Consider the following 20,966-nt stretch of genomic DNA (forward strand, 5'->3'; position numbering starts at 1 on the left):
GAAATGGAAAAAGTATGAAGAACTGGAAAACGCTGCTTCTTGGTATCGCGTTAGTCGCGAATACCAGTTTCGCCGCCCCACAGGTTGTCGATAAAGTAGCAGCCGTCGTAAACAATGGTGTCGTACTTGAGAGCGACGTCAACGGTCTGATGCAATCCGTCAAGCTCAACGCGGGCCAGGCGGGGCAACAACTGCCGGACGACGCGACTCTGCGCCACCAGATTCTGGAACGTCTGATCATGGACCAGATCCTGCTGCAGATGGGTCAGAAAATGGGCGTCAAAATCTCTGACGATCAACTGGATCAGGCTATCGCGAATATCGCGAAGCAGAACAACATGACGCTGGATCAAATGCGCAGCCGTCTGGCTTACGATGGTCTGAACTACAGCACCTATCGCAGCCAGATCCGCAAAGAGATGATCATCTCTGAAGTGCGTAACAACGAAGTGCGTCGTCGCGTTTCCGTCCTGCCGCAGGAAGTGGACGCACTGGCAAGCCAGATTGGCGACCAGAACGATGCCAGCACCGAACTGAATCTGAGCCACATCCTGATTCCGCTGCCGGAAAACCCGTCTTCTGACCAGGTGAACGAAGCGCAGAGCCAGGCGGAGTCTATCGTTGAGCAGGCGCGCGGCGGGGCTGACTTTGGCAAACTCGCTATTTCCTACTCTGCTGACCAGCAGGCGCTGAAAGGCGGCCAGATGGGCTGGGGCCGTATTCAGGAACTGCCGGGCATCTTTGCGCAGGCGCTGACGACCGCCAAAAAAGGCGATATCGTTGGCCCGATCCGCTCCGGTGTCGGCTTCCATATCCTGAAAATCAACGATATGCGCGGCGGCTCTCAGAGCATCTCCGTGACCGAAGTTCACTCTCGCCACATTCTGCTGAAACCGTCGCCGATCATGACCGACGAGCAGGCGCGCGTGAAGCTTGAGCAGGTTGCTGCGGATATTCGTAGCGGTAAAACCACCTTCGATAAAGCAGCAAGAGAGCTCTCTCAGGACCCAGGTTCTGCTAACCAGGGCGGTGATTTAGGTTGGGCAACGCCGGATATGTACGATCCTGCGTTCCGCGATGCGCTGATGAAACTGAACAAAGGTCAGATGAGCGCCCCGGTTCACTCTTCCTTCGGCTGGCACCTGATCGAGCTGCTGGATACCCGCAAGGTTGACCGCACCGATGCAGCGCAGAAAGACAAAGCCTACCGCATGCTGATGAACCGTAAGTTCTCTGAAGAAGCGGCAACCTGGATGCAGGAACAACGCGCCAGCGCTTATGTCAAAATTCTGAGCAACTAATGACAACAACCCATCGTGTGGTGATCACGCCCGGCGAACCCGCCGGGATTGGTCCGGATCTGGTTATCCAGTTCGCCCAGCGCGATTGGCCCGTTGAACTGGTGGTGTGCGCCGATGGCGCACTCCTCAGTGAGCGAGCCACGCTCCTCGGCCTTCCGCTTTCTCTCCTGCCCTACTCCCCTGACGAATCCGCCCTACCGCAACGCGCCGGTACGCTCACCCTGCTCTCTGTGCCGCTACGCGCGCCAGTGACGCCAGGCGAGCTTAACACGCTGAATGGTCACTATGTGGTAGATACGCTGGCACGTGCCTGTGACGGCTGTCTGAGTGGCGAATTTGCCGCCCTGATTACCGGGCCGGTGCACAAGGGCATCATTAACGACGCAGGCGTGCCCTTTACCGGGCATACGGAGTTCTTTGAAGAGCGCTCGCACGCGGCGAAAGTGGTGATGATGCTGGCGACGGAAGAACTGCGCGTGGCGCTGGCGACGACGCATTTGCCGTTAAAGGACGTGAGCGATGCAATCACGGTCGAATTACTCGACGAAGTGATCACCATCCTGCATCACGATCTGCAAACCAAATTTGGTATCGCCCAACCGCATATTCTGGTGTGTGGCCTCAACCCGCACGCGGGCGAAGGCGGCCATATGGGCACGGAAGAGATCGACACCATTATTCCGGTGCTGAATACGCTGCGCGCGAAAGGAATGAATTTGAGCGGGCCGCTGCCTGCCGATACCCTTTTCCAGCCTAAGTATCTCGATAATGCCGATGCGGTGCTCGCAATGTACCACGATCAGGGCCTACCCGTGCTAAAATACCAGGGCTTTGGCCGTGGCGTGAATATCACCCTCGGTTTACCCTTTATTCGAACCTCTGTTGATCACGGCACTGCCCTTGAACTGGCTGGTCACGGAAAAGCAGAGGTCGGCAGTTTTATTACGGCGCTTAATCTCGCCATCAAAATGATTGTTAACTCTAAATGAATAATCGAGTCCATCAGGGCCACTTAGCCCGTAAACGTTTCGGGCAAAACTTCCTTAACGATCAGTTCGTTATTGACAGCATCGTTTCGGCGATCAATCCGCAGAAAGGCCAGGCGATGGTTGAAATCGGCCCGGGTCTTGCCGCATTGACCGAGCCGGTTGGCGAACGTCTTGACGAACTGACCGTCATCGAACTTGACCGTGACCTCGCCGCACGTCTGAAAACGCACCCGTTCCTGGGGCCGAAGCTGACCATTTATCAGCAGGACGCCATGACCATGAACTTTGGTGAGCTTTCGCAAACGCTGGGCCAGCCGCTGCGCGTATTCGGCAACCTGCCGTATAACATCTCGACGCCGCTGATGTTCCATCTGTTTAGCTATACTAATGCGATCGCCGACATGCACTTCATGTTGCAAAAAGAGGTGGTTAACCGTCTGGTTGCAGGTCCGAACAGCAAGGCGTATGGTCGTTTAACGGTGATGGCGCAGTATTACTGCCAGGTTATCCCGGTACTCGAAGTGCCGCCGAGCGCCTTTACGCCACCGCCAAAAGTCGATTCCGCCGTCGTGCGTCTGGTGCCGCACAGCACCATGCCGTATCCGGTGAAAGACGTGCGCGTGCTGAGCCGCATCACCACAGAGGCGTTTAACCAGCGTCGTAAAACGATCCGCAACAGTCTCGGCAACCTGTTCAGCGTTGAAGTTCTGACAGAACTTGGCGTTGACCCGACGATGCGGGCAGAAAATATCTCTGTTGCGCAGTACTGCAAGATGGCCAACTATCTGGCAGAGAATGCGCCGCCGAAGGAGAGCTAGACCATGATTGATTCGCCGCGAGTTTGCGTCCAGGTTCAAAGTGTCTACATTGAATCGCAGTCTCTACCGGACGAAGAGCGTTATGTCTTCGCCTACACGGTAACCATCCGCAATCTCGGGCGAACTCAGGTTCAGCTACTGGGCCGCTACTGGCTCATCACCAACGGCCATGGTCGTGAAACCGAAGTACAGGGCGAGGGCGTCGTTGGCGTCCAGCCGCATATCGCACCCGGTGACGAATATCAGTACACCAGCGGTGCGGTGCTCGAAACCCCGCTTGGCACCATGCAGGGCCGCTATGAAATGGTCGATATCGACGGCAAACCGTTCTCTGTCGACATTCCCGTATTCCGTCTCTTTGTCCCGACACTAATCCATTAAAAACACATGGCTACATACCTTATTGGCGACATTCACGGTTGCTTTGATGAGTTGATCGCATTGCTCGATCAGGTGGAGTTTACCCCAGGGACAGACACGTTGTGGCTGACCGGCGACCTGGTCGCGCGCGGCCCTGGCTCTCTGGACGTGCTGCGCTATGTTAAATCGATGGGCGACGACGTGCGTATCGTCCTCGGTAACCACGATCTGCATTTGCTGGCAGTCTTTGCCGGGATCAGCCGTAATAAACCCAAAGACCGGCTAAACGCGCTGCTGGAAGCCCCGGACGCCGACGAACTCCTGAACTGGTTGCGTCGTCAGCCTCTGATGCAGGTGGATGAAGAGAAAAAGCTGGTGATGGCCCACGCAGGGATTACCCCGCAATGGGACATGGAAACAGCAAAACAGTGCGCACGCGACGTTGAAGCGGTGCTGTCGAGCGACTCCTATCCCTTTTTCCTGGACGCCATGTATGGCGATATGCCGAATAACTGGTCGCCGCAGTTAACGGGCCTGGCACGTCTGCGTTTTATCACTAACGCGTTCACCCGCATGCGCTACTGTTTCCCAAACGGGCAACTGGATATGTACACCAAAGAAGCGCCGGAAAACGCTCCTGCGCCGCTGAAACCGTGGTTTGCCATCCCCGGTCCGGTAACGGATGAGTACAGCGTAGTGTTTGGCCACTGGGCGTCTCTGGAAGGTCGCGGTACGCCAGAAGGCGTGTACGCGCTGGATACGGGCTGCTGCTGGGGCGGAGAGTTAACCTGCCTGCGCTGGGAAGATAAGCAGTATTTCACTCAGGCTTCGAATCGACATATCGATCCCGGAATGGGTGAGGCTGTGGCGTCGTAACGCCCCCTCACCCTAACCCTCTCCCACAGGGAGAGGGAAACGTCTCTGCTCAATATTGAACCCGGCACCGATTTTCTCCCTCTCCCTGTGGGAGAGGGTCGGGGTGAGGGCCCCTATCGACGCTCTAAAATCTCAAAGCAGTAACTGTGCGAATTCTGCTCATCCGCATCGTGGAATTCGCTGAACACAGATTCCCACTGGTCCGGATCGTAATCCGGGAAGTGCGTGTCGCCTTCCACTTCCGCATCAATATGCGTCAGATACAGCTTGTGCGCTTTCGGCAGGAACTGCTCGTAAACGCGGCCGCCGCCAATCACCATAATTTCTTCGACATCGCCGCAGGCGGCAATGGCTTCATCCACAGATTTAACCCACTGAACACGATCGTCTGTGCCCGGCTGGCTGCTGATGACAATGTTTTTACGGCCCGGCAACGGGCGACCGATCGATTCCCAGGTCAGACGCCCCATCACGACAGGTTTGTTAAGGGTATTGCGTTTAAACCACGCCAGATCGGCGGGCAGATTCCAGGGCATGGCGTTTTCCATGCCGATGACGCGATCTACCGCTAGCGCAGCAATCAGACTGATCATTGAGTGTTTCCCGGATACAAAAAAAATTGTCGCCACTATACGGAAAGCATAATCTTTCGTCGACTGGGCGCAGAGTAAAGAATACGAAAATTTTCAGAATTGCTGGCGAGCCCACGGGTGTGAAGTGGACCGCCAGCATTACAGGTAAATAGAAACAGCGAGTTAGACGTAAAGCCTGCGTAACATCACATTTTTACCTTCAGGCAGAGGGCTTAACCTCTGGTTCATCAGCGGGGTTGCCACTGTGTTTGCCCTCTTCCGTTCCCTGCCAGCCGTGACGCTGAATCACCGACAGATGATTTCGGTCTTCGTTAATGATTTCCGTCAGCATCGCGCTGGTGCGTTTAAACACGGCCGCACGCGAGGAGGCATCGTTCTCAGCCATTTCCACCATCTCTTCCACCATACGGGTATTAAAACGGCGGAACAGATCAGCGCGTTCCCGCGCCTCATAAGCGCCCAACCCTAACGATTCCAGCGCCATGCGACCCGACTTCAGCGCACCCTCGAAGGTTTCACGTTCCGGCGATTCTACCCCCGCCTGACGCAACTGAATGTAATGCTCTACATCGCGCGCACGAGCAATGACGGTCAGGTTCGGGAAGTGCTCTTTCACCAGTTCAGTCAGCTGTAAGCTGGTTTGTGGATCGTCGATAGCATTAATCAGCACTTCCGCTTTCGCCGCTCCCGCCGATTCCAGCATATCGACGCGCGTCGCATCGCCGTAAAAGACCTTCATGTCGAATTTACGCAGGGTATCGACGTGATCCGGATCGTGATCGAGGATAACCATTTTCACGCCGCTGGAGAGCAGCAGACGACCGGTTATCTGACCGTAACGACCAAAGCCGGCGATAATCACGCGCGGCTGCTCTTCATCAATCTGATCCGCTTCTCGCTGTTCACCGCCGCTTTTACGTGCTTCCATGCGGGTCAGCAGCACCAGCAAAATCGGGGTCGCCGCCATCGACAAGGCCACAGCCAGCGTTAGAGCTTTCGCCCAGTCAGCGTCCAGCACGTTTGCCATCTGCGCCGCGCCAAAGACGACGAACGCGAATTCACTCCCCTGCCCCAGCAATACCGCAAACCAGGCGCGCTGCGAGCGCGGTACCTGCAACGGTTTCGCGATAAGCCACAGCATGACCGATTTAATAATCAGGAAGCCAAACAGCAGCGTCACAATACGCAGCGGGTGATCGATAAGCGTGCCGAAGTCGATAGACATACCGACGCCAATGAAGAACAACCCCAGCAACAAACCTTTAAACGGTTCAATATCGCTTTCCAGCGCGTGTCGGTATTCCGAACTCGCCAGCAATACGCCCGCCAGAAACGCGCCCATCGCCATCGACAGGCCCACTTCTTCCAGCAGGAAACCAAAACCGAAGACCAGGAACAGCGCCACGGCACTGAACACTTCTCGCAGGCCGGAACGCGCCACAAAACGCAGTACGGGCCGCGTGACGTAGCGCCCCAGCAGGACCACCAGCACCAGTGCTCCTGCCACCTTAAGCGCAGAAAAGGCAAATGCGCCCAACGTGGTGGATGCCCCGCTGGTCGCCAGCAGCGGGATCATCGCCACCAGCGGGATTGCCGCGATATCCTGGAACAACAGCACTGCAAATGCGCTACGTCCGACCTGAGAGACGGTCAAATTACGTTCGTTCATTGCCTGCATGGCAATCGCCGTTGAGGAGAGCGCCAGCGTCATACCGATCAGTTCCGCCACCTGCCAGCGCAGGCCGAGGAACATACAGAACAAGCCAATTAAGGCACCGCACACCACCATCTGCAGCAGGCCGCCGCCAAATACCGAGGCGCGCAGTTTCCACAAACGTTTCGGGTCCAGCTCAAGGCCAATGACGAACAGCATCAATACCACGCCAATTTCGGCGAAGTGCAGAATCGACTCCGCGTCAGTCACCAGGCGCAGGCCCCACGGGCCGATAATACAACCGGCAATCAGATAACCGAGCACCGAGCCCAGCCCGAGACGAACGGCGATCGGTACAATCAGCGCGGCGGAGCCCAGATAAATCAGCGCCTGAATCAGAGTATGGTTATCCACGGCTATCCTCCTGCCAGGCCAGCAAACGCTGTTTGTAATGACGGGCCTTCGCCTGCAGCGTTTCTTCGTCGCAGATAAAGGTGCTGTGAAGAGTAAACGGCGGCAGCCACTTCAGGCCGCAGTAAATCGCCGTAGCCTCCAGCGGCTGCGCCAGCACGTCAAACCCAGGGTGTGAGCCAATTTCAAAGTGGCTTTCTGCCCCACCGGTCGTGACCGCCCACAGCATACTTTTACCGTGCAGCGCGGTTCCGCCGTGACCATACGCCCAGCCATGCGACAGCACTTTGTCCATCCACAGCTTAAGCAGCGGCGGCGTGCTGTACCATTGCATAGGGTGTTGAAGGATGATGAGGTCAGCGCGGCTCAGCGCGTCCTGCTCCGCGGCGATATCGATATTGAAATCTGGATAGAGGCTGTAGAGGGAGCGAACCTCTACATCGTCCAGCGTCCTTACCTGATCAAGCATCCGCTTATTCGCATGCGAGTGCTGCGGATAAGGATGCGCATAAATAATGAGAATCATGTTTAGCCTGTTTTCACTGCATTATTGTTATGTAACAAACACAGTGTAGACCGCCAGAGGCCTGGCTAACAGTACAATTAGGGGGGAGTTGCGCGACAGGTACGTGGGTGGCGCGGCCACCCATCATCAAAATCAAAAATCAGTTGTTGAGCTCGTTCATGGATTTAACCTGGTCACGGTTAATCTGCTCAGTTTTGCCGGTTTCAGCATTTTCGTAAGAGACCAGCCCGGTGTCATCGTCCACCTGCGGCTTGCCGTCGGTCACAATCGTCCGGCCATCGGTGGTTTTCACAGACTGATTCGATGAACAGCCCACGACGGTAAACAGTGCTGCGGCAGTTAAAATAGAGGTGATTACGATATGTTTTTGCATGGTGTTCTCCCTGTTCTCAGACATCTTTTGTCAATTAATTGTTAACTATAGACTAACGTGCTGATGTACGTGTAAGAACCAGAACACTCCTAAGGTGACTTTTTCAGGGCACTGGCTTGCCGCGAATCGTCATATTTGCCGTCTGCGTCAACGACATCCCTCGCGTTTCAGGCGCAAACATCACGGAAATGGCCAATCCAACAAAAGAGATGCCCGCGCCGATCAGCATCACATTATTAATCCCATAACGGGTAATAAATACCGGCAGCGCCCAGGTCGAGATTATCGTCCCCACCCGGCTCAGCGACATGATCACCCCCACGGCAGACGCGCGGATATCCGTTGGGAAAAGCTCATTAGGATAGAGCCATTGCAGAATACCCGGCCCACCGGAGAAAAATGCGTACACCGCAAACGCGAACACCACCAGCCCAATCCCCAGGTTAGACACCACGCCGAGCAAGGCCAACGCCAGGGTCATCATCAAAAAACTGCCGATGAGCAACATTCGCCTTCCAACGCTGTTAAGCCAGAACATCGCCGGCACGCAGCCCAGCATAAAGAAGAGGCTGATCACCACGTTACCGAGCGCCGCGCTTCTGCCCTGCTCCCAGCCCAACAGGCCGACGATTTGCGGCCCGAAGGTGTAGATAGCGAACATGGGGATCACCTGGCAGGTCCAGATGGCGGCGACAAACAGCACAAACGGGAAATGGCGGCGATTGAAGAGTTGCAGGAAGCGCGTCTCTTTCGGTGGTTCATCATCGAATGTGACGGGTTCGCCAAACAGTTTGATCATCATCTGCTGGCACTCTTCTACCCTTCCCTTGCGCAGCAGCCAGCGCGGCGATTCCGGCAGGTCGAAACGACCAATCAGAATGATCAGGCAAGGAATAAAAGCGCTGCCCAGCATCCAGCGCCAGCCGCCCTCAACGTCATACAGGCAGTATCCCACCAGGTTGGCGCAGGTCGCACCGACGTACCACATCGCGGCGATAAAACCGATGGAGAACGCACGCTGACGGGTATTGGAAAATTCGGTGATCATGGAGGTAGCGATGGGGTAATCCGCACCAATCACAATGCCAATCAGTACGCGCATTACCAGCAGCTCAACGGGCGAAGAGACAAACATGGTGGCGACCGATATCACCCCAATAGCGATGATATCGATGAGAAACATTTTACGCCGCCCGACCTTATCGGAAATGTAGCCAAACAGCGTGGTGCCCACGAATAACCCGGCCAGCGTCGCCGCACCGAGCAAACCAATCCATTCTGCGTCCAGTTTCAGGAAAGGCGTGAGCTGCTCGAGCGCAACGCCGATTATCACCAGCACATAGCCATCCAGAAACGGCCCGCCGCTTCCCCACAGCATGATCCTGCGGTGAATCGAGGAGAATTTGATGTCATCAAAGTTTCTGGGCTGCGGCATGGTGGTGTCCTGTTTGTTCCTTTTGCCGGATGGCGCTAACGCTTATCCGGCCTACATATTCCTGAAGAGCATTCGATAGTTTTTCCCGGTCGGATAAGGCGTCGCCGCCATCCGGCGCAAACCTCACCCATACCGAAATTCCACGCCAAATGTGCCGCGCGGGTATTCCCATTTTTCCAGCGCCGTATCCAGGCCAAGAATGCGGCAGGTCCCACACTCCAGACACCCGGCGTAATCGAACCGCACGCTGCCGTCATCCTGCTTTTTATACAGCCCGGCGGGGCAGGCTTTTACCAGCACGTCCAGCGCCGCTTTATCAGGGTCTGTTTTCAAAATGATGTGCGGGTTTTCTTCATCGACATTGAATTTATTGACGCCCAGTTTGACGTCGACATTCACAGGGGAAGTCATAATACGGTCACTCCTTTAATGCCGTCCTTCATCAGATTGATAAAGCCCACTTTCTTCGCATGCTGAAGGATTTTTTTGCGCATCGGCACCGGCGCGCTGCCATCAACAGTGAACAGGTCGCGGGCGACACCCACCACCATTTCCGGGTAACGCGTAAACATCCGTGGGTTATCGAGGAACGCGGGCAGGCGCTGATACATGCGCATATCGCGCATCGGGCCGTTATCCAGATGCTGGCGATAAGATGCCAGGCCGTTGCGGCTGAAGTCATTATTTTGCTTCGCGGATAACACCGCTTTCGCCGCCGCTTCACCCGCGGCCACCGCCAGGTCCATACCGCGAATGGTAAAGCCAAGGTTCATACACATCCCGGCAGCGTCACCGGCGATTAACACGCCATCGCCGATCAGTTCCGGCTGCATATTGATGCCCGCTTCAGGCACCACGTGCGCCGAATACTCCACCATTTTTCCACCGGCAATCAGCGGTACGACCGCCGGGTGCTGTTTAAAATCTTCCAGCATCTGCGGTACGGATTTCTTTGCATCTTTCAGATGGTGCAAGCCACAGACCAGCCCCAGTGAAAGCGTGTCTTCATTGGTATAAAGGAACCCGCCGCCCATCAGGCCATCGGTCGGCGATCCGGCAAACAGGCAGGCCGCGCCTTCGTTGCCCTGAAGCTGGAAGCGATCTTCAATCACCGATTTCGGCAGTTCGATCAGTTCTTTCACCCCGACGGCCACGTTGGCGGCATCCACGCGCTTCGCCATACCGAGTTTTTCCGCCAGCAGAGAATTCACACCGTCAGCGAGGATAACCACCTTCGCTTCGAGGATATCGCCATCCGCTTCCACGCCGACCACTTTGCCGTCGCGCTGTACCACGTTATCGACGCGGATCCCGGTGATCAACTGCGCGCCCGCCTCTTCCGCCTGCGCCATTAGCCAGGCATCAAATTTACTGCGTAGTACCGAATAAGAGACCTGCGATGCACCGGCCTCTTCACCGTTGAGGTAGTCCATGGTCATCGCCCCTTTTTCGGTCATAAAGGCGAGTTTTTCATGGGTGATACGCCGCTCAACGGGCGCGGTGTCGGCAAAGCCAGGAATGATGCGCTCCAGGCTGTGCGCATAAATACGCCCACCGGTGACATTTTTCGCGCCCGCAGAGTTACCGCGTTCGATAACCAGCACATCGGCGCCTTCACGGGCCAGCACCAGCGCCGCCACCGAACCCGCAAGCCCGGCGCCGACGATAATGGCATCAAAGATATCTTCAGACATAACCACTCCAGAAGTCAGAAGACAGGGCGCGAAACGCCCTGTAGATGGACGTTATCGGGCTAACGCGCGGGTCAGCTCAGGCAGGATCTTCATCAGATCGCCCACGATGCCGTAATCGGCATACTGGAAGATCGGCGCGTTTTTATCTTTATTGATCGCGCAGATCGTCTGTGCGCCGTTCGCGCCGACCATATGCTGGATCTGTCCGGAAATACCGACTGCCAGATAGAGCTCCGGTTTCAGCATCAGATTGGAGATACCGACATAGCGCTCATGCTCCATCCATTTTTCGTTTTCCGCCACCGGGCGAGAACAGGCCAGTTCAGCGCCGATCGCCTGACACAGCGCCTCGGCAAGCGGGATATTCTCTTTGCTGCCGATACCGCGACCCACGCTGACCACCAGACGTGCTTTGTCCAGATCAACATTGCTGCTCTGGCGCGGCTTTGTCGCCGTACGGGCGATCGCTACCGCAGGGGCTTGCCACTCGACTTTCTGCGCCTCGCCGCTGAGCGATCCATTCGGCAGTACGGCATCAAACGTTCCGCTGCTGATCGTCATTACTGCAAACGGCGAGCGGATCGTCTCTTCGCCAATCGCCAGGCCGCCATACACCATATGTTTAACCGCAACACTACCCTCTTGCGCCACAACCGCGCTGGCATCGTTAGAGACCGCTGCCGACAAGCGGAAACCGAGTTTCGCCGCCAGCAATTTGCCGCGACGGCTGTTTGGCAGCAGTACGAGGCCGTTCGCCCCCTGCTGGCGAATGGTATCAGCCATCACGCCCGCATAATCTTCCATCATGCGATCGTCCGGCTTGCCACACAGTTGCCATACCTGATTGGCCCTCAACTGGAACGCCAGCGCGCTATCCGCGTCGCTAAGGGTGAACGTATGGATTTTTTCGCCTAATACCTGTGCACCACTCATCAGTTCCGGCAGGCGAGAAGGGGTATCGCTGAATACCCAGACACTGGAAAACTTGCTCATAACATCCCCTATTAGTTAATGATTTTGCGCAGATGATCGACAAATTTGGCGACCTGTTCTTCGCCATCACCTTCAATGATGATGCGCTGACGCTCGCGCTGTTTCGGCGCGGCAACCTGCTGTGAAGAGGTACTTTCCTGTGCGGTGAAGCCAATATCCGCGGGCGACCACACCTGAACCGGTTTTTTCGCCGCGCCCAGAATGGCTTTCATTGAAGGAATCTGTGGGGTATTGATATCGGTTGAGACAGCCACCACCGCCGGCAACGGGATGGCCAGCGTTTCGGTTTCATCTTCCAGTTCGCGCTCAACGGTGAGGGTGTTGTCGGTAAGTGACAGGATCTTGCTGACGCCGTTTACCGCCGGGATACCCAGGGTTTCGCCCACCAGCAGGCTCACCTGCTGCGCATAAAGATCAGAGGAGCCGTCACCGCACACAATCAGATCAAAGCCAGACTTCTGTGCCGCAGCGGCCAGCGCGGCGGCCGTGTGCTGCGGCAACGCGTGTTCGAATTGATCGTCAATCACCACAACCAGTTCATCCGGCCCGCGAGAGAGCACATCTTTGCGGCCTTTGACGTTGGTCAGCGCCTTACCGCCCACGCTCATGGCAATCACCTGAGCGTCTGCGGCCTGTTGTTTTAACTGGCAAGCGGCTTCGATGGCGTTGAGATCGTACTGGCTGATCTTCGCATCCGCTTTGCTGAAATCTAATGAACCATCAGCGTTATTGATCGCAATATCCTGTTCATCAGGCACGCACTTGTAGCAAGTAATTATCTTCATTGCATCTCCAGAAATCATGAAGGGATCATCGTCCATATCGGCGGTGGTAAATATAGATATCACGCACTTTAATTCGGAAATAAAACAATAATCACCAATATTGAAAATGTCACACGCTGAAAAATACAACTTTCAATAATGTTATCTATCTCAACAATATTGAACACACGGTTCTCATTTGTGAGATTTTCAATATTGTTTGGCGGATCACCAATATTGAAAGATAACGGTCTCAATTAGCCATTTGAAAACCAATATCCATATGATTAATAAAGATAATTTATCTTATTCCTCGCAATTATCCTCACGCAAAAAAGTGTGACAAATATCACGGAATGCCTGAATTCGAATACCCATTATGAATTACTTTCCAACGCCACTTTAAGGTTAAATAGTTATTAATAAATTATTAACAATAATAGACAAAAAATGGAACAACCGGGAACGCTAAATAATTTTAGTCTTCACAGTGGAATTCACTCATGAAAAATGAAAAGAGAAAGTCAGGAATAGAGCCGAAGGTTTTTTTCCCGCCGTTAATTATTGTGGGAATACTTTGCTGGCTAACCGTTCGCGATCTTGACGCGGCGAACGTCGTTATTAATGCCGTATTTAGCTATGTTACCAATGTCTGGGGTTGGGCATTTGAATGGTACATGGTCGTCATGCTGTTTGGTTGGTTCTGGCTGGTGTTTGGCCCGTACGCTAAAAAGAAACTCGGTAACGAACCACCGGAATTCAGTACCGCCAGTTGGATCTTTATGATGTTCGCCTCCTGTACGTCAGCGGCCGTGCTGTTCTGGGGGTCCATCGAAATCTACTACTACATCTCCACACCGCCGTTCGCGCTTGCACCTAACTCGACCGGAGCGAAAGAGATTGGCCTGGCGTATAGCCTGTTCCACTGGGGGCCGCTGCCGTGGGCAACCTACAGTTTCCTCTCCGTGGCGTTTGCATACTTCTTCTTTGTTCGCAAGATGGATGTGATTCGCCCCAGCTCCACCCTGGTGCCGCTGGTTGGCGAAAAACACGCGAGAGGTCTGTTCGGTACCATCGTCGATAACTTCTACCTGGTGGCGTTAATCTTCGCGATGGGCACCAGTCTGGGTCTGGCGACACCGCTGGTCACCGAGTGTATGTAGTGGCTGTTTGGCATTCCGCATACGCTGCAACTCGACGCCATCATCATCACCTGCTGGATTATCCTGAACGCCATCTGCGTCGCCTGCGGCCTGCAAAAAGGGGTCAGGATCGCCAGTGATGTGCGCAGCTACTTAAGCTTCCTGATGCTGGGCTGGGTATTTATCGTCAGCGGCGCCAGCTTCATCATGAACTACTTCACCGACTCCGTCGGGATGTTGCTGATGTATCTGCCGCGCATGCTGTTCTATACCGATGCGATCGGTAAAGGCGGCTTCCCGCAGGGCTGGACAGTCTTCTACTGGGCATGGTGGGTGATTTACGCCATCCAGATGAGTATCTTCCTGGCGCGTATTTCCCGTGGTCGTACCGTGCGTGAACTCTGCTTCGGCATGGTGCTGGGCCTGACCGCATCAACCTGGATTTTGTGGACCGTCCTTGGCAGCAACACTCTGCTGCTGATGGATAAAAATATCCTCAACATTCCGCAACTGATTGAACAACACGGTGTGGCGCGCGCCATCATTGAAACCTGGGCCGCATTACCGCTCAGCACCGCCACCATGTGGGGATTCTTCATCCTCTGCTTTATTGCCACCGTCACGCTGATTAACGCCTGCTCCTACACCCTGGCGATGTCCACCTGTCGCGAAGTGCGCGATGGCGAAGAGCCGCCGCTGCTGGTTCGCATCGGCTGGTCAATCCTGGTCGGCATTATCGGCATTGTCCTGCTGGCGCTCGGCGGCCTGAAACCGATACAAACGGCGATCATCGCCGGCGGCTGCCCGCTGTTCTTCGTCAATATCATGGTGACGCTCTCCTTTATCAAAGACGCGAAGCAGAACTGGAAAGACTAATTAAACCCAACACGATTAAGAGGTTAGAAGATGGATTTCAATTTGAATGATGAGCAGGAACTGTTTGTCGCCGGTATTCGTGAACTGATGGCCAGTGAAAACTGGGAAGCCTATTTTGCCGAGTGCGATCGCGACAGCGTCTATCCGGAACGTTTTGTGAAAGCGCTGGCCGATATGGGGATCGACAGCCTGCTGCTGCCGGAAGAACACGGTGGACTGGATGCCGGGTTTGTCACCGTGGCGGCGGTATGGATGGAGCTGGGCCGCCTCGGTGCGCCAACGTACGTGCTCTATCAATTGCCAGGCGGCTTCAACACCTTCCTGCGCGAAGGTACCCAGGAGCAGATCGACAAGATAATGGCCTTCCAGGGCACCGGTAAACAGATGTGGAACTCGGCGATTACCGAACCCGGCGCGGGCTCTGACGTCGGCAGCCTGAAAACCACCTACACCCGCAAAAACGGCAAGGTTTACCTCAACGGCAGCAAATGCTTCATCACCAGTAGCGCTTACACCCCATACGTGGTGGTGATGGCGCGCGATGGCGCATCACCGGACAAAGCGATTTACACCGAATGGTGCGTCGATATGAGCAAACCAGGTATCAAGATCAACAAGCTGGAAAAACTCGGCCTGCGTATGGATAGCTGCTGCGAGCTGACCTTCGACGACGTTGAGCTGGAAGAAAAAGACATGTTTGGCCGTGAAGGCAACGGCTTCAACCGCGTGAAAGAGGAGTTTGACCACGAACGTTTCCTGGTGGCGCTGACCAACTACGGCACCGCGATGTGCGCCTTCGAAGACGCCGCCCGTTACGCTAACCAGCGCGTGCAGTTTGGCGAAACCATTGGCCGCTTCCAGTTGATTCAGGAGAAGTTCGCGCACATGGCTATCAAACTTAACTCCATGAAAAACATGTTGTTTGAAGCAGCCTGGAAAGCCGATAACGGCACCATCACCTCTGGCGACGCGGCGATGTGCAAATACTTCTGCGCCAATGCGGCATTTGACGTTGTAGATACCGCGATGCAGGTGCTGGGCGGCGTGGGGATTGCGGGTAACCACCGTATCACTCGCTTCTGGCGTGACCTGCGCGTAGACCGCGTCTCCGGTGGCTCTGATGAAATGCAGATCCTGACGCTGGGCCGTGCCGTGCTGAAACAATATCGCTAAACAGGCAACATGCCCGGTGCGGTTTCGATGTCGGATGGCGGCTACGCCTTATCCGACCTACCCCGGGCCTGTGATTTTGTAGGCCGGATAAGGCGCAGCCGCCATCCGGCAACAGGAGCTATATCATGACCACTCATTTACCGATGCCTGCTTTTGGCCCTCTCGCCGGGCTACGCGTGGTTTTCTCCGGTATTGAAATTGCCGGGCCTTTTGCCGGGCAGATGTTTGCCGAATGGGGCGCGGAAGTTATCTGGATTGAAAACGTCGCCTGGGCCGACACCATTCGCGTGCAACCCAACTACCCGCAACTGTCGCGCCGCAACCTGCGCGCGCTATCGCTCAATATTTTCAAAGATGAAGGCCGCGAAGCGTTTCTGAAGTTAATGGAAACCACCGATATCTTTATCGAAGCCAGTAAAGGCCCGGCCTTTGCGCGTCGTGGGATTACCGACGAAGTTCTGTGGCAGCACAACCCGAAACTGGTTATCGCCCACCTCTCCGGCTTTGGTCAGTACGGCACGGAGGAGTACACCAATCTTCCGGCTTATAACACTATCGCTCAGGCCTTTAGCGGCTATCTGATTCAGAACGGCGATGTCGACCAACCCATGCCCGCGTTCCCCTACACCGCAGACTATTTCTCGGGGATGACCGCCACCACCTCCGCCCTCGCGGCACTGTATAAAGTGCGCGAAACGGGTAAAGGCGAAAGCATTGATATCGCGATGTATGAAGTCATGCTCCGTATGGGCCAGTACTTCATGATGGACTATTTCAACGGCGGCGAAATCTGCCCACGCATGACCAAAGGGAAAGACCCCTACTACGCCGGTTGCGGGCTCTATAAGTGCGCCGATGGCTACATCGTGATGGAACTCGTAGGCATCACTCAAATCAATGAATGCTTTAAAGATATTGGCCTCGCGCACATTCTGGGTACGCCAGAAGTACCAGAAGGCACACAGTTGATCCATCGCATTGAGTGCCCCTATGGTCCACTGGTAGAAGAGAAGCTTGATGAATGGTTGGCGGCGCACACCATCGCCGAGGTACAGGCCCGTTTTGCCGAGCTGCATATTGCCTGCGCCAAAGTGCTGACCATCCCTGAACTGGAAGGCAACCCACAGTACGTCGCTCGAGAATCCATCACCGAATGGCAAACCATGGACGGTCGCACCTGCAAAGGCCCGAACGTAATGCCCAAATTTAAAAACAACCCAGGGAAAATCTGGCGTGGTATGCCGTCGCACGGCATGGACACCGCCGCCATTCTGAAAAATATCGGCTACAGCGAGAGCGATATTCAGGCACTGGTCGGCAAAGGGCTGGCCAAAGTTGAGGATTAACAGGATGCGTTAGCCGGGCTTCCCGGCTAACCACCAGGACTATTTTGTGGGTGAATGCGCAATGGATATGGTTGGCGGGCAACACTTGCGTCAGATGTGGGACTGTCTGGCGGAAGTTTACGGAGAGAAAACGGCGCTGATAGTGGAATCCTGCGCGGGCGACGTGCAGCAATTCAGTTATGCATCGCTCAATGCGGAAATCACGCGCACAGCAAATCTGTTTCACGCGTTGGGCGTGCGTAAAGGCGACAAGGTTGCCCTGCATCTTGATAACTGCCCGGAGTTTATTTTCTGCTGGTTTGGGCTGGCCAAAATCGGCGCGATTATGGTGCCGATTAACGCGCGGCTGTTACAGGAAGAGAGCGCATGGATTTTACATCACTGCCAGGCACGCCTGCTGGTGACCACCACCCGTTTTTACCCGATGTACCGCCAGATTCGCGCGGCGCACACCACCCAACTGGAAACGATCTGTCTGATAGATGGCGAAGACGAAGAGCTTGATTTTCAACGTCTGAAAGCGGAACAGCCCGCCACACTGCGCTATACACCACCGTTAAGCCTTGAAGATACCGCCGAAATTCTGTTTACCTCTGGCACCACGTCACGCCCCAAAGGCGTGGTGATCACCCATTATAATCTGCGTTTCGCAGGCTATTACTCCTCCTGGCAGTGCGCGTTGCGCGCGGACGATGTTTATCTGACGGTGATGCCCGCGTTTCATATCGACTGCCAGTGTACCGCGGCGATGGCGGCCTTTTCCGCCGGGGCGACGTTTGTGCTGATTGAAAAATACAGCGCCCGCGCCTTCTGGGGGCAGGTTCGTCACTATGGCGCGACCGTCACAGAATGCATTCCGATGATGATCCGCACGCTGATGGTGCAGCCGCCTGCGCCGACCGACAATCAGCACCGGCTACGCGAAGTGATGTATTACCTGAATCTTTCGGTCGCGGAGAAAGACGCGTTTATCGAGCGCTTTGGCGTCCGGCTACTTACCTCCTACGGCATGACTGAAACTATCGTCGGCATTATTGGCGACAGGCCCGGTGATAAACGGCGCTGGCCGTCGATTGGTCGCCCTGGTTTTTGCTATCAGGCGGAAATTCGCGATGACCATAACCGGCCGCTCCCCCCGGGTGAAATCGGTGAAATTTGCATCAAGGGCGAGCCCGGGAAAACGCTTTTTAAAGAGTACTATCTGCGCCCGGATGCCACCGCCAGCACATTGCAGGCGGATGGCTGGCTGCACACGGGTGATTCGGGCTACTGCGACGACGAAGGCTTTTTCTATTTTATTGATCGCCGCTGCAACATGATTAAACGCGGGGGAGAAAACGTCTCCTGCGTCGAGCTGGAAAATATTATCGCTGCGCATCCCAAAATTCAGGACATCGTGGTGATTGGTATTAAAGACGATATTCGCGACGAAGCCATAAAAGCCTTTGTGGTACTCAATGACGGTGAAACCTTGAGTCAGGAAGAGTTTTTCCACTTCTGCGAAACGCATATGGCGAAATTTAAAGTGCCGTCTTATATGGAGATCAGAACTGACCTGCCCCGGAACTGCTCAGGGAAAATAATTAAGAAGAACCTGAAGTAACAACCATAGCGGCAGTCATGCCGCTGAATATTCTCTGAAAACAAAAACGCATCTGTTTTTGCGGGTCAGGTATTGTCCGCTGAAAACAGAATAAGGAGTGGAAAAATGAGTGATTCATTACATCTGACCCGTAACGGCGCGATTCTGGAAATAACCCTCGACCGCCCAAAAGCCAATGCCATCGATGCAAAAACCAGCTTCGAAATGGGCGAAGTCTTTCTTAATTTTCGCGATGACCCGGAACTGCGCGTCGCCATTATTACCGGTGCGGGCGAGAAATTTTTCTCTGCGGGATGGGATTTGAAAGCCGCCGCCGAAGGGGAAGCGCCAGATGCCGACTTCGGCCCGGGCGGGTTCGCCGGGTTAACCGAAATTTTTGACCTCGATAAACCGGTCATTGCCGCAGTGAACGGCTACGCCTTTGGCGGCGGCTTCGAACTGGCGCTGGCCGCTGATTTTATCCTGTGTGCAGATAACGCCAGCTTCGCCCTGCCGGAAGCGAAACTCGGTATCGTCCCGGACAGCGGCGGCGTGTTGCGTCTGCCGAAATATCTGCCTCCGGCAATCCTCAACGAAATGGTGATGACCGGGCGTCGCATGACGGCGGAAGAAGCACAGCGCTGGGGCATCGTGAACCGCGTAGTGTCGCAGCCAGAACTGATGGCAAGCGCCCGCGAACTGGCTCAGCAGTTAGTGCAAAGCGCCCCGCTGGCACTGGCCGCGCTGAAAGAAATTTACCGCACCACCAGCGAAATGACGGTTGAAGAGGGTTACCGTTTCATGCGCAGCGGTGCGTTAAAACATTACCCGGCAGTGCTGCATTCCGAGGATGCCATCGAAGGCCCATTAGCCTTCGCCGAAAAACGCGAACCGGTGTGGAAGGGGCGTTAACCCGGCAATGTACCCGTAGGCCGGATAAGGCGTTCACGCCGCCATCCGGCAATGTACCCGTAGGCCGGATAAGGCGTTTTACGCCGCCATCCGGCAAATCCCGGCACAGGAGCCAACATGAGCATATACGCCTTTGAAGACCTGATCCCCGTCGTTCACCCGCAGGCTTACGTCCACCCTAGCGCGGTGCTGATTGGCGATGTCATTATCGGCGCCGGTGTCTACGTCGGCCCGCACGCTTCGCTGCGCGGCGATTACGGACGATTAATCCTCGAGGCCGGCTCTAACCTCCAGGATGGCTGCATCATGCACGGCTATTGCGATACGGATACCATCGTGCGCGAAAACGGCCATATCGGCCATGGCGCGATTCTTCACGGCTGTGTGATTGGCCGCGACGCGTTAGTCGGCATGAACAGCGTCATCATGGACGGCGCGGTGATTGGCGACGAGAGCATTGTCGCCGCCATGAGCTTTGTGAAAGCCGGATTCGCCGGTATGCCCCGGCAAATGCTGGTCGGTTCCCCCGCGCGAATTTTGCGTGACGTGACCGATGAAGAGATGCGCTGGAAGCGACTGAATACCCGCGAGTATCAGGATCTTGCGGTGCGCTGCAAAACCGGATTACAACCCACCGAACCTTTAACGATGATGGAAGAAAACCGCCCGCGTCTAAAAGGGACGACAGAGGTAAAACCGAAACGCTGAGGTTGCCGGATGGCGGCGCTACGCCCTCCGGCAAACGTGATTACCGACGCATACTTTTCGACAGCATCATCTGCCATTTTTGCTCACGATTAAGCCCGGCTGGCGGTACCGCAGGTATATGCGGCGTTTTCCTTACACCCGCCATTTTTTCCCGTACATGTTGATTGACTCGCTCATACAGCTGAGAATCAATGGCCACCACTTTTACCAACCGCTGACACTGACACCCTCGCCCTTCCAGCTTATTGGGGATCATTTTGACTTCACAGCTAATTTCTCCCACTTCAGAGAGAATATAGGAAAGTGTATTAATTGCTTTGCTGTGCTCAATATCGAAATGAATGGAGATCTCTCTTGCGGTTACCCAACGATCTTCTGCCATGATCCATTCGGCAATTAACAAGTAGAGTGGCTTACCAACACATTGTTCACTCATATTC

20 protein-coding genes and 1 pseudogene are annotated in these 20,966 nt (G+C 55.0%); 11 read left to right on the forward strand and 10 right to left on the reverse strand.

What is annotated here, in order from left to right:
- Positions 1 to 14 precede the first annotated feature (14 nt).
- The 5 genes from surA to apaH are packed head-to-tail and all read left to right on the forward strand — an operon-like array spanning position 15 to position 4,344.
- Positions 15 to 1,301: a peptidylprolyl isomerase SurA gene (gene surA / locus NMC31_RS06650; protein WP_253897368.1), complete on the forward strand. Its 1,287-nt coding sequence runs from the start codon at positions 15 to 17 to the stop codon at positions 1,299 to 1,301.
- Entirely contained in the window at positions 1,301 to 2,290 is a 990-nt protein-coding gene (pdxA, locus tag NMC31_RS06655; RefSeq protein ID WP_253897369.1) for a 4-hydroxythreonine-4-phosphate dehydrogenase PdxA, read from the forward strand. Before surA ends, pdxA begins: the two co-directional genes overlap by 1 nt.
- Complete coding sequence (gene rsmA / locus NMC31_RS06660; RefSeq protein ID WP_108475510.1) at positions 2,287 to 3,108, forward strand: 16S rRNA (adenine(1518)-N(6)/adenine(1519)-N(6))-dimethyltransferase RsmA; 822 nt, start codon at positions 2,287 to 2,289, stop codon at positions 3,106 to 3,108. Before pdxA ends, rsmA begins: the two co-directional genes overlap by 4 nt.
- Positions 3,109 to 3,111: 3 nt before the next feature.
- Complete coding sequence (gene apaG / locus NMC31_RS06665) at positions 3,112 to 3,489, forward strand: Co2+/Mg2+ efflux facilitator ApaG/CorD (RefSeq protein WP_149463071.1); 378 nt, start codon at positions 3,112 to 3,114, stop codon at positions 3,487 to 3,489.
- Between the two features lie 6 nt (positions 3,490 to 3,495).
- A complete protein-coding gene (apaH, locus tag NMC31_RS06670) occupies positions 3,496 to 4,344 on the forward strand; it encodes a bis(5'-nucleosyl)-tetraphosphatase (symmetrical) ApaH (protein WP_253897370.1) in 849 nt (282 codons plus the stop codon).
- Between the two features lie 113 nt (positions 4,345 to 4,457).
- On the opposite strand, the gene folA is transcribed toward apaH, so the two are convergent.
- The 9 genes from folA to NMC31_RS06715 form a co-directional block, all read right to left on the reverse strand.
- Entirely contained in the window at positions 4,458 to 4,937 is a 480-nt protein-coding gene (gene folA, locus NMC31_RS06675) for a type 3 dihydrofolate reductase (RefSeq protein WP_041686321.1), read from the reverse strand.
- 199 nt (positions 4,938 to 5,136) lie between these two features.
- A complete protein-coding gene (gene kefC, locus NMC31_RS06680; RefSeq protein WP_149463069.1) occupies positions 5,137 to 7,005 on the reverse strand; it encodes a glutathione-regulated potassium-efflux system protein KefC in 1,869 nt (622 codons plus the stop codon).
- Entirely contained in the window at positions 6,998 to 7,528 is a 531-nt protein-coding gene (kefF, locus tag NMC31_RS06685) for a glutathione-regulated potassium-efflux system oxidoreductase KefF (protein WP_253897371.1), read from the reverse strand. The genes kefC and kefF overlap by 8 nt, the downstream gene beginning before the upstream one ends.
- A 139-nt stretch (positions 7,529 to 7,667) precedes the next feature.
- Entirely contained in the window at positions 7,668 to 7,901 is a 234-nt protein-coding gene (locus NMC31_RS06690; RefSeq protein ID WP_253897372.1) for a YgdI/YgdR family lipoprotein, read from the reverse strand.
- A 103-nt stretch (positions 7,902 to 8,004) separates the two neighbouring features.
- A complete protein-coding gene (locus tag NMC31_RS06695; protein WP_253897373.1) occupies positions 8,005 to 9,336 on the reverse strand; it encodes an MFS transporter in 1,332 nt (443 codons plus the stop codon).
- A 123-nt stretch (positions 9,337 to 9,459) separates the two neighbouring features.
- Positions 9,460 to 9,747, reverse strand: coding sequence for a ferredoxin-like protein FixX (gene fixX, locus NMC31_RS06700; RefSeq protein ID WP_253897374.1), 288 nt, complete (start codon positions 9,745 to 9,747; stop codon positions 9,460 to 9,462).
- Positions 9,744 to 11,030 (reverse strand): FAD-dependent oxidoreductase, encoded by a 1,287-nt coding sequence (locus tag NMC31_RS06705; RefSeq protein WP_253897375.1) that lies wholly within the window; start codon positions 11,028 to 11,030, stop codon positions 9,744 to 9,746. Before NMC31_RS06705 ends, fixX begins: the two co-directional genes overlap by 4 nt.
- A gap of 51 nt (positions 11,031 to 11,081) precedes the next feature.
- Complete coding sequence (locus NMC31_RS06710; RefSeq protein ID WP_253897376.1) at positions 11,082 to 12,023, reverse strand: electron transfer flavoprotein subunit alpha/FixB family protein; 942 nt, start codon at positions 12,021 to 12,023, stop codon at positions 11,082 to 11,084.
- 11 nt (positions 12,024 to 12,034) lie between these two features.
- Entirely contained in the window at positions 12,035 to 12,808 is a 774-nt protein-coding gene (locus tag NMC31_RS06715) for an electron transfer flavoprotein FixA (protein ID WP_253897377.1), read from the reverse strand.
- A gap of 482 nt (positions 12,809 to 13,290) precedes the next feature.
- Here NMC31_RS06715 and caiT point away from each other — a divergent pair.
- The 6 genes and pseudogenes from caiT (at position 13,291) to caiE (ending at position 20,526) form a co-directional block, all read left to right on the forward strand.
- Positions 13,291 to 14,805 (forward strand): annotated as a pseudogene (caiT, locus tag NMC31_RS06720) (L-carnitine/gamma-butyrobetaine antiporter).
- Between the two features lie 30 nt (positions 14,806 to 14,835).
- Positions 14,836 to 15,978: a crotonobetainyl-CoA dehydrogenase gene (gene caiA / locus NMC31_RS06725; protein WP_149463061.1), complete on the forward strand. Its 1,143-nt coding sequence runs from the start codon at positions 14,836 to 14,838 to the stop codon at positions 15,976 to 15,978.
- Positions 15,979 to 16,103: 125 nt separating this feature from the next.
- Positions 16,104 to 17,324 carry an L-carnitine CoA-transferase gene (gene caiB / locus NMC31_RS06730; protein WP_231825411.1) on the forward strand — a complete coding sequence of 407 codons (1,221 nt, stop codon included), beginning with the start codon at positions 16,104 to 16,106 and terminating at the stop codon, positions 17,322 to 17,324.
- A gap of 61 nt (positions 17,325 to 17,385) precedes the next feature.
- On the forward strand, positions 17,386 to 18,927 hold the full coding sequence (gene caiC, locus NMC31_RS06735; RefSeq protein ID WP_253897444.1) for a crotonobetaine/carnitine-CoA ligase: 1,542 nt from the start codon (positions 17,386 to 17,388) through the stop codon (positions 18,925 to 18,927).
- A 105-nt stretch (positions 18,928 to 19,032) separates the two neighbouring features.
- Positions 19,033 to 19,818 carry a crotonobetainyl-CoA hydratase gene (gene caiD, locus NMC31_RS06740; protein WP_253897378.1) on the forward strand — a complete coding sequence of 262 codons (786 nt, stop codon included), beginning with the start codon at positions 19,033 to 19,035 and terminating at the stop codon, positions 19,816 to 19,818.
- Positions 19,819 to 19,935: 117 nt separating this feature from the next.
- Entirely contained in the window at positions 19,936 to 20,526 is a 591-nt protein-coding gene (gene caiE, locus NMC31_RS06745) for a carnitine operon protein CaiE (protein ID WP_253897379.1), read from the forward strand.
- A 40-nt stretch (positions 20,527 to 20,566) separates the two neighbouring features.
- Here the strand turns inward: caiE and caiF are convergent, their stop codons facing one another.
- Positions 20,567 to 20,962: a carnitine metabolism transcriptional regulator CaiF gene (gene caiF / locus NMC31_RS06750; protein ID WP_149463058.1), complete on the reverse strand. Its 396-nt coding sequence runs from the start codon at positions 20,960 to 20,962 to the stop codon at positions 20,567 to 20,569.
- Between the last annotated feature and the right edge of the window lie 4 nt (positions 20,963 to 20,966).

Source organism: Pseudocitrobacter vendiensis, from assembly GCF_943590815.1.
In the GTDB taxonomy this organism is placed as follows: domain Bacteria; phylum Pseudomonadota; class Gammaproteobacteria; order Enterobacterales; family Enterobacteriaceae; genus Pseudocitrobacter; species Pseudocitrobacter vendiensis.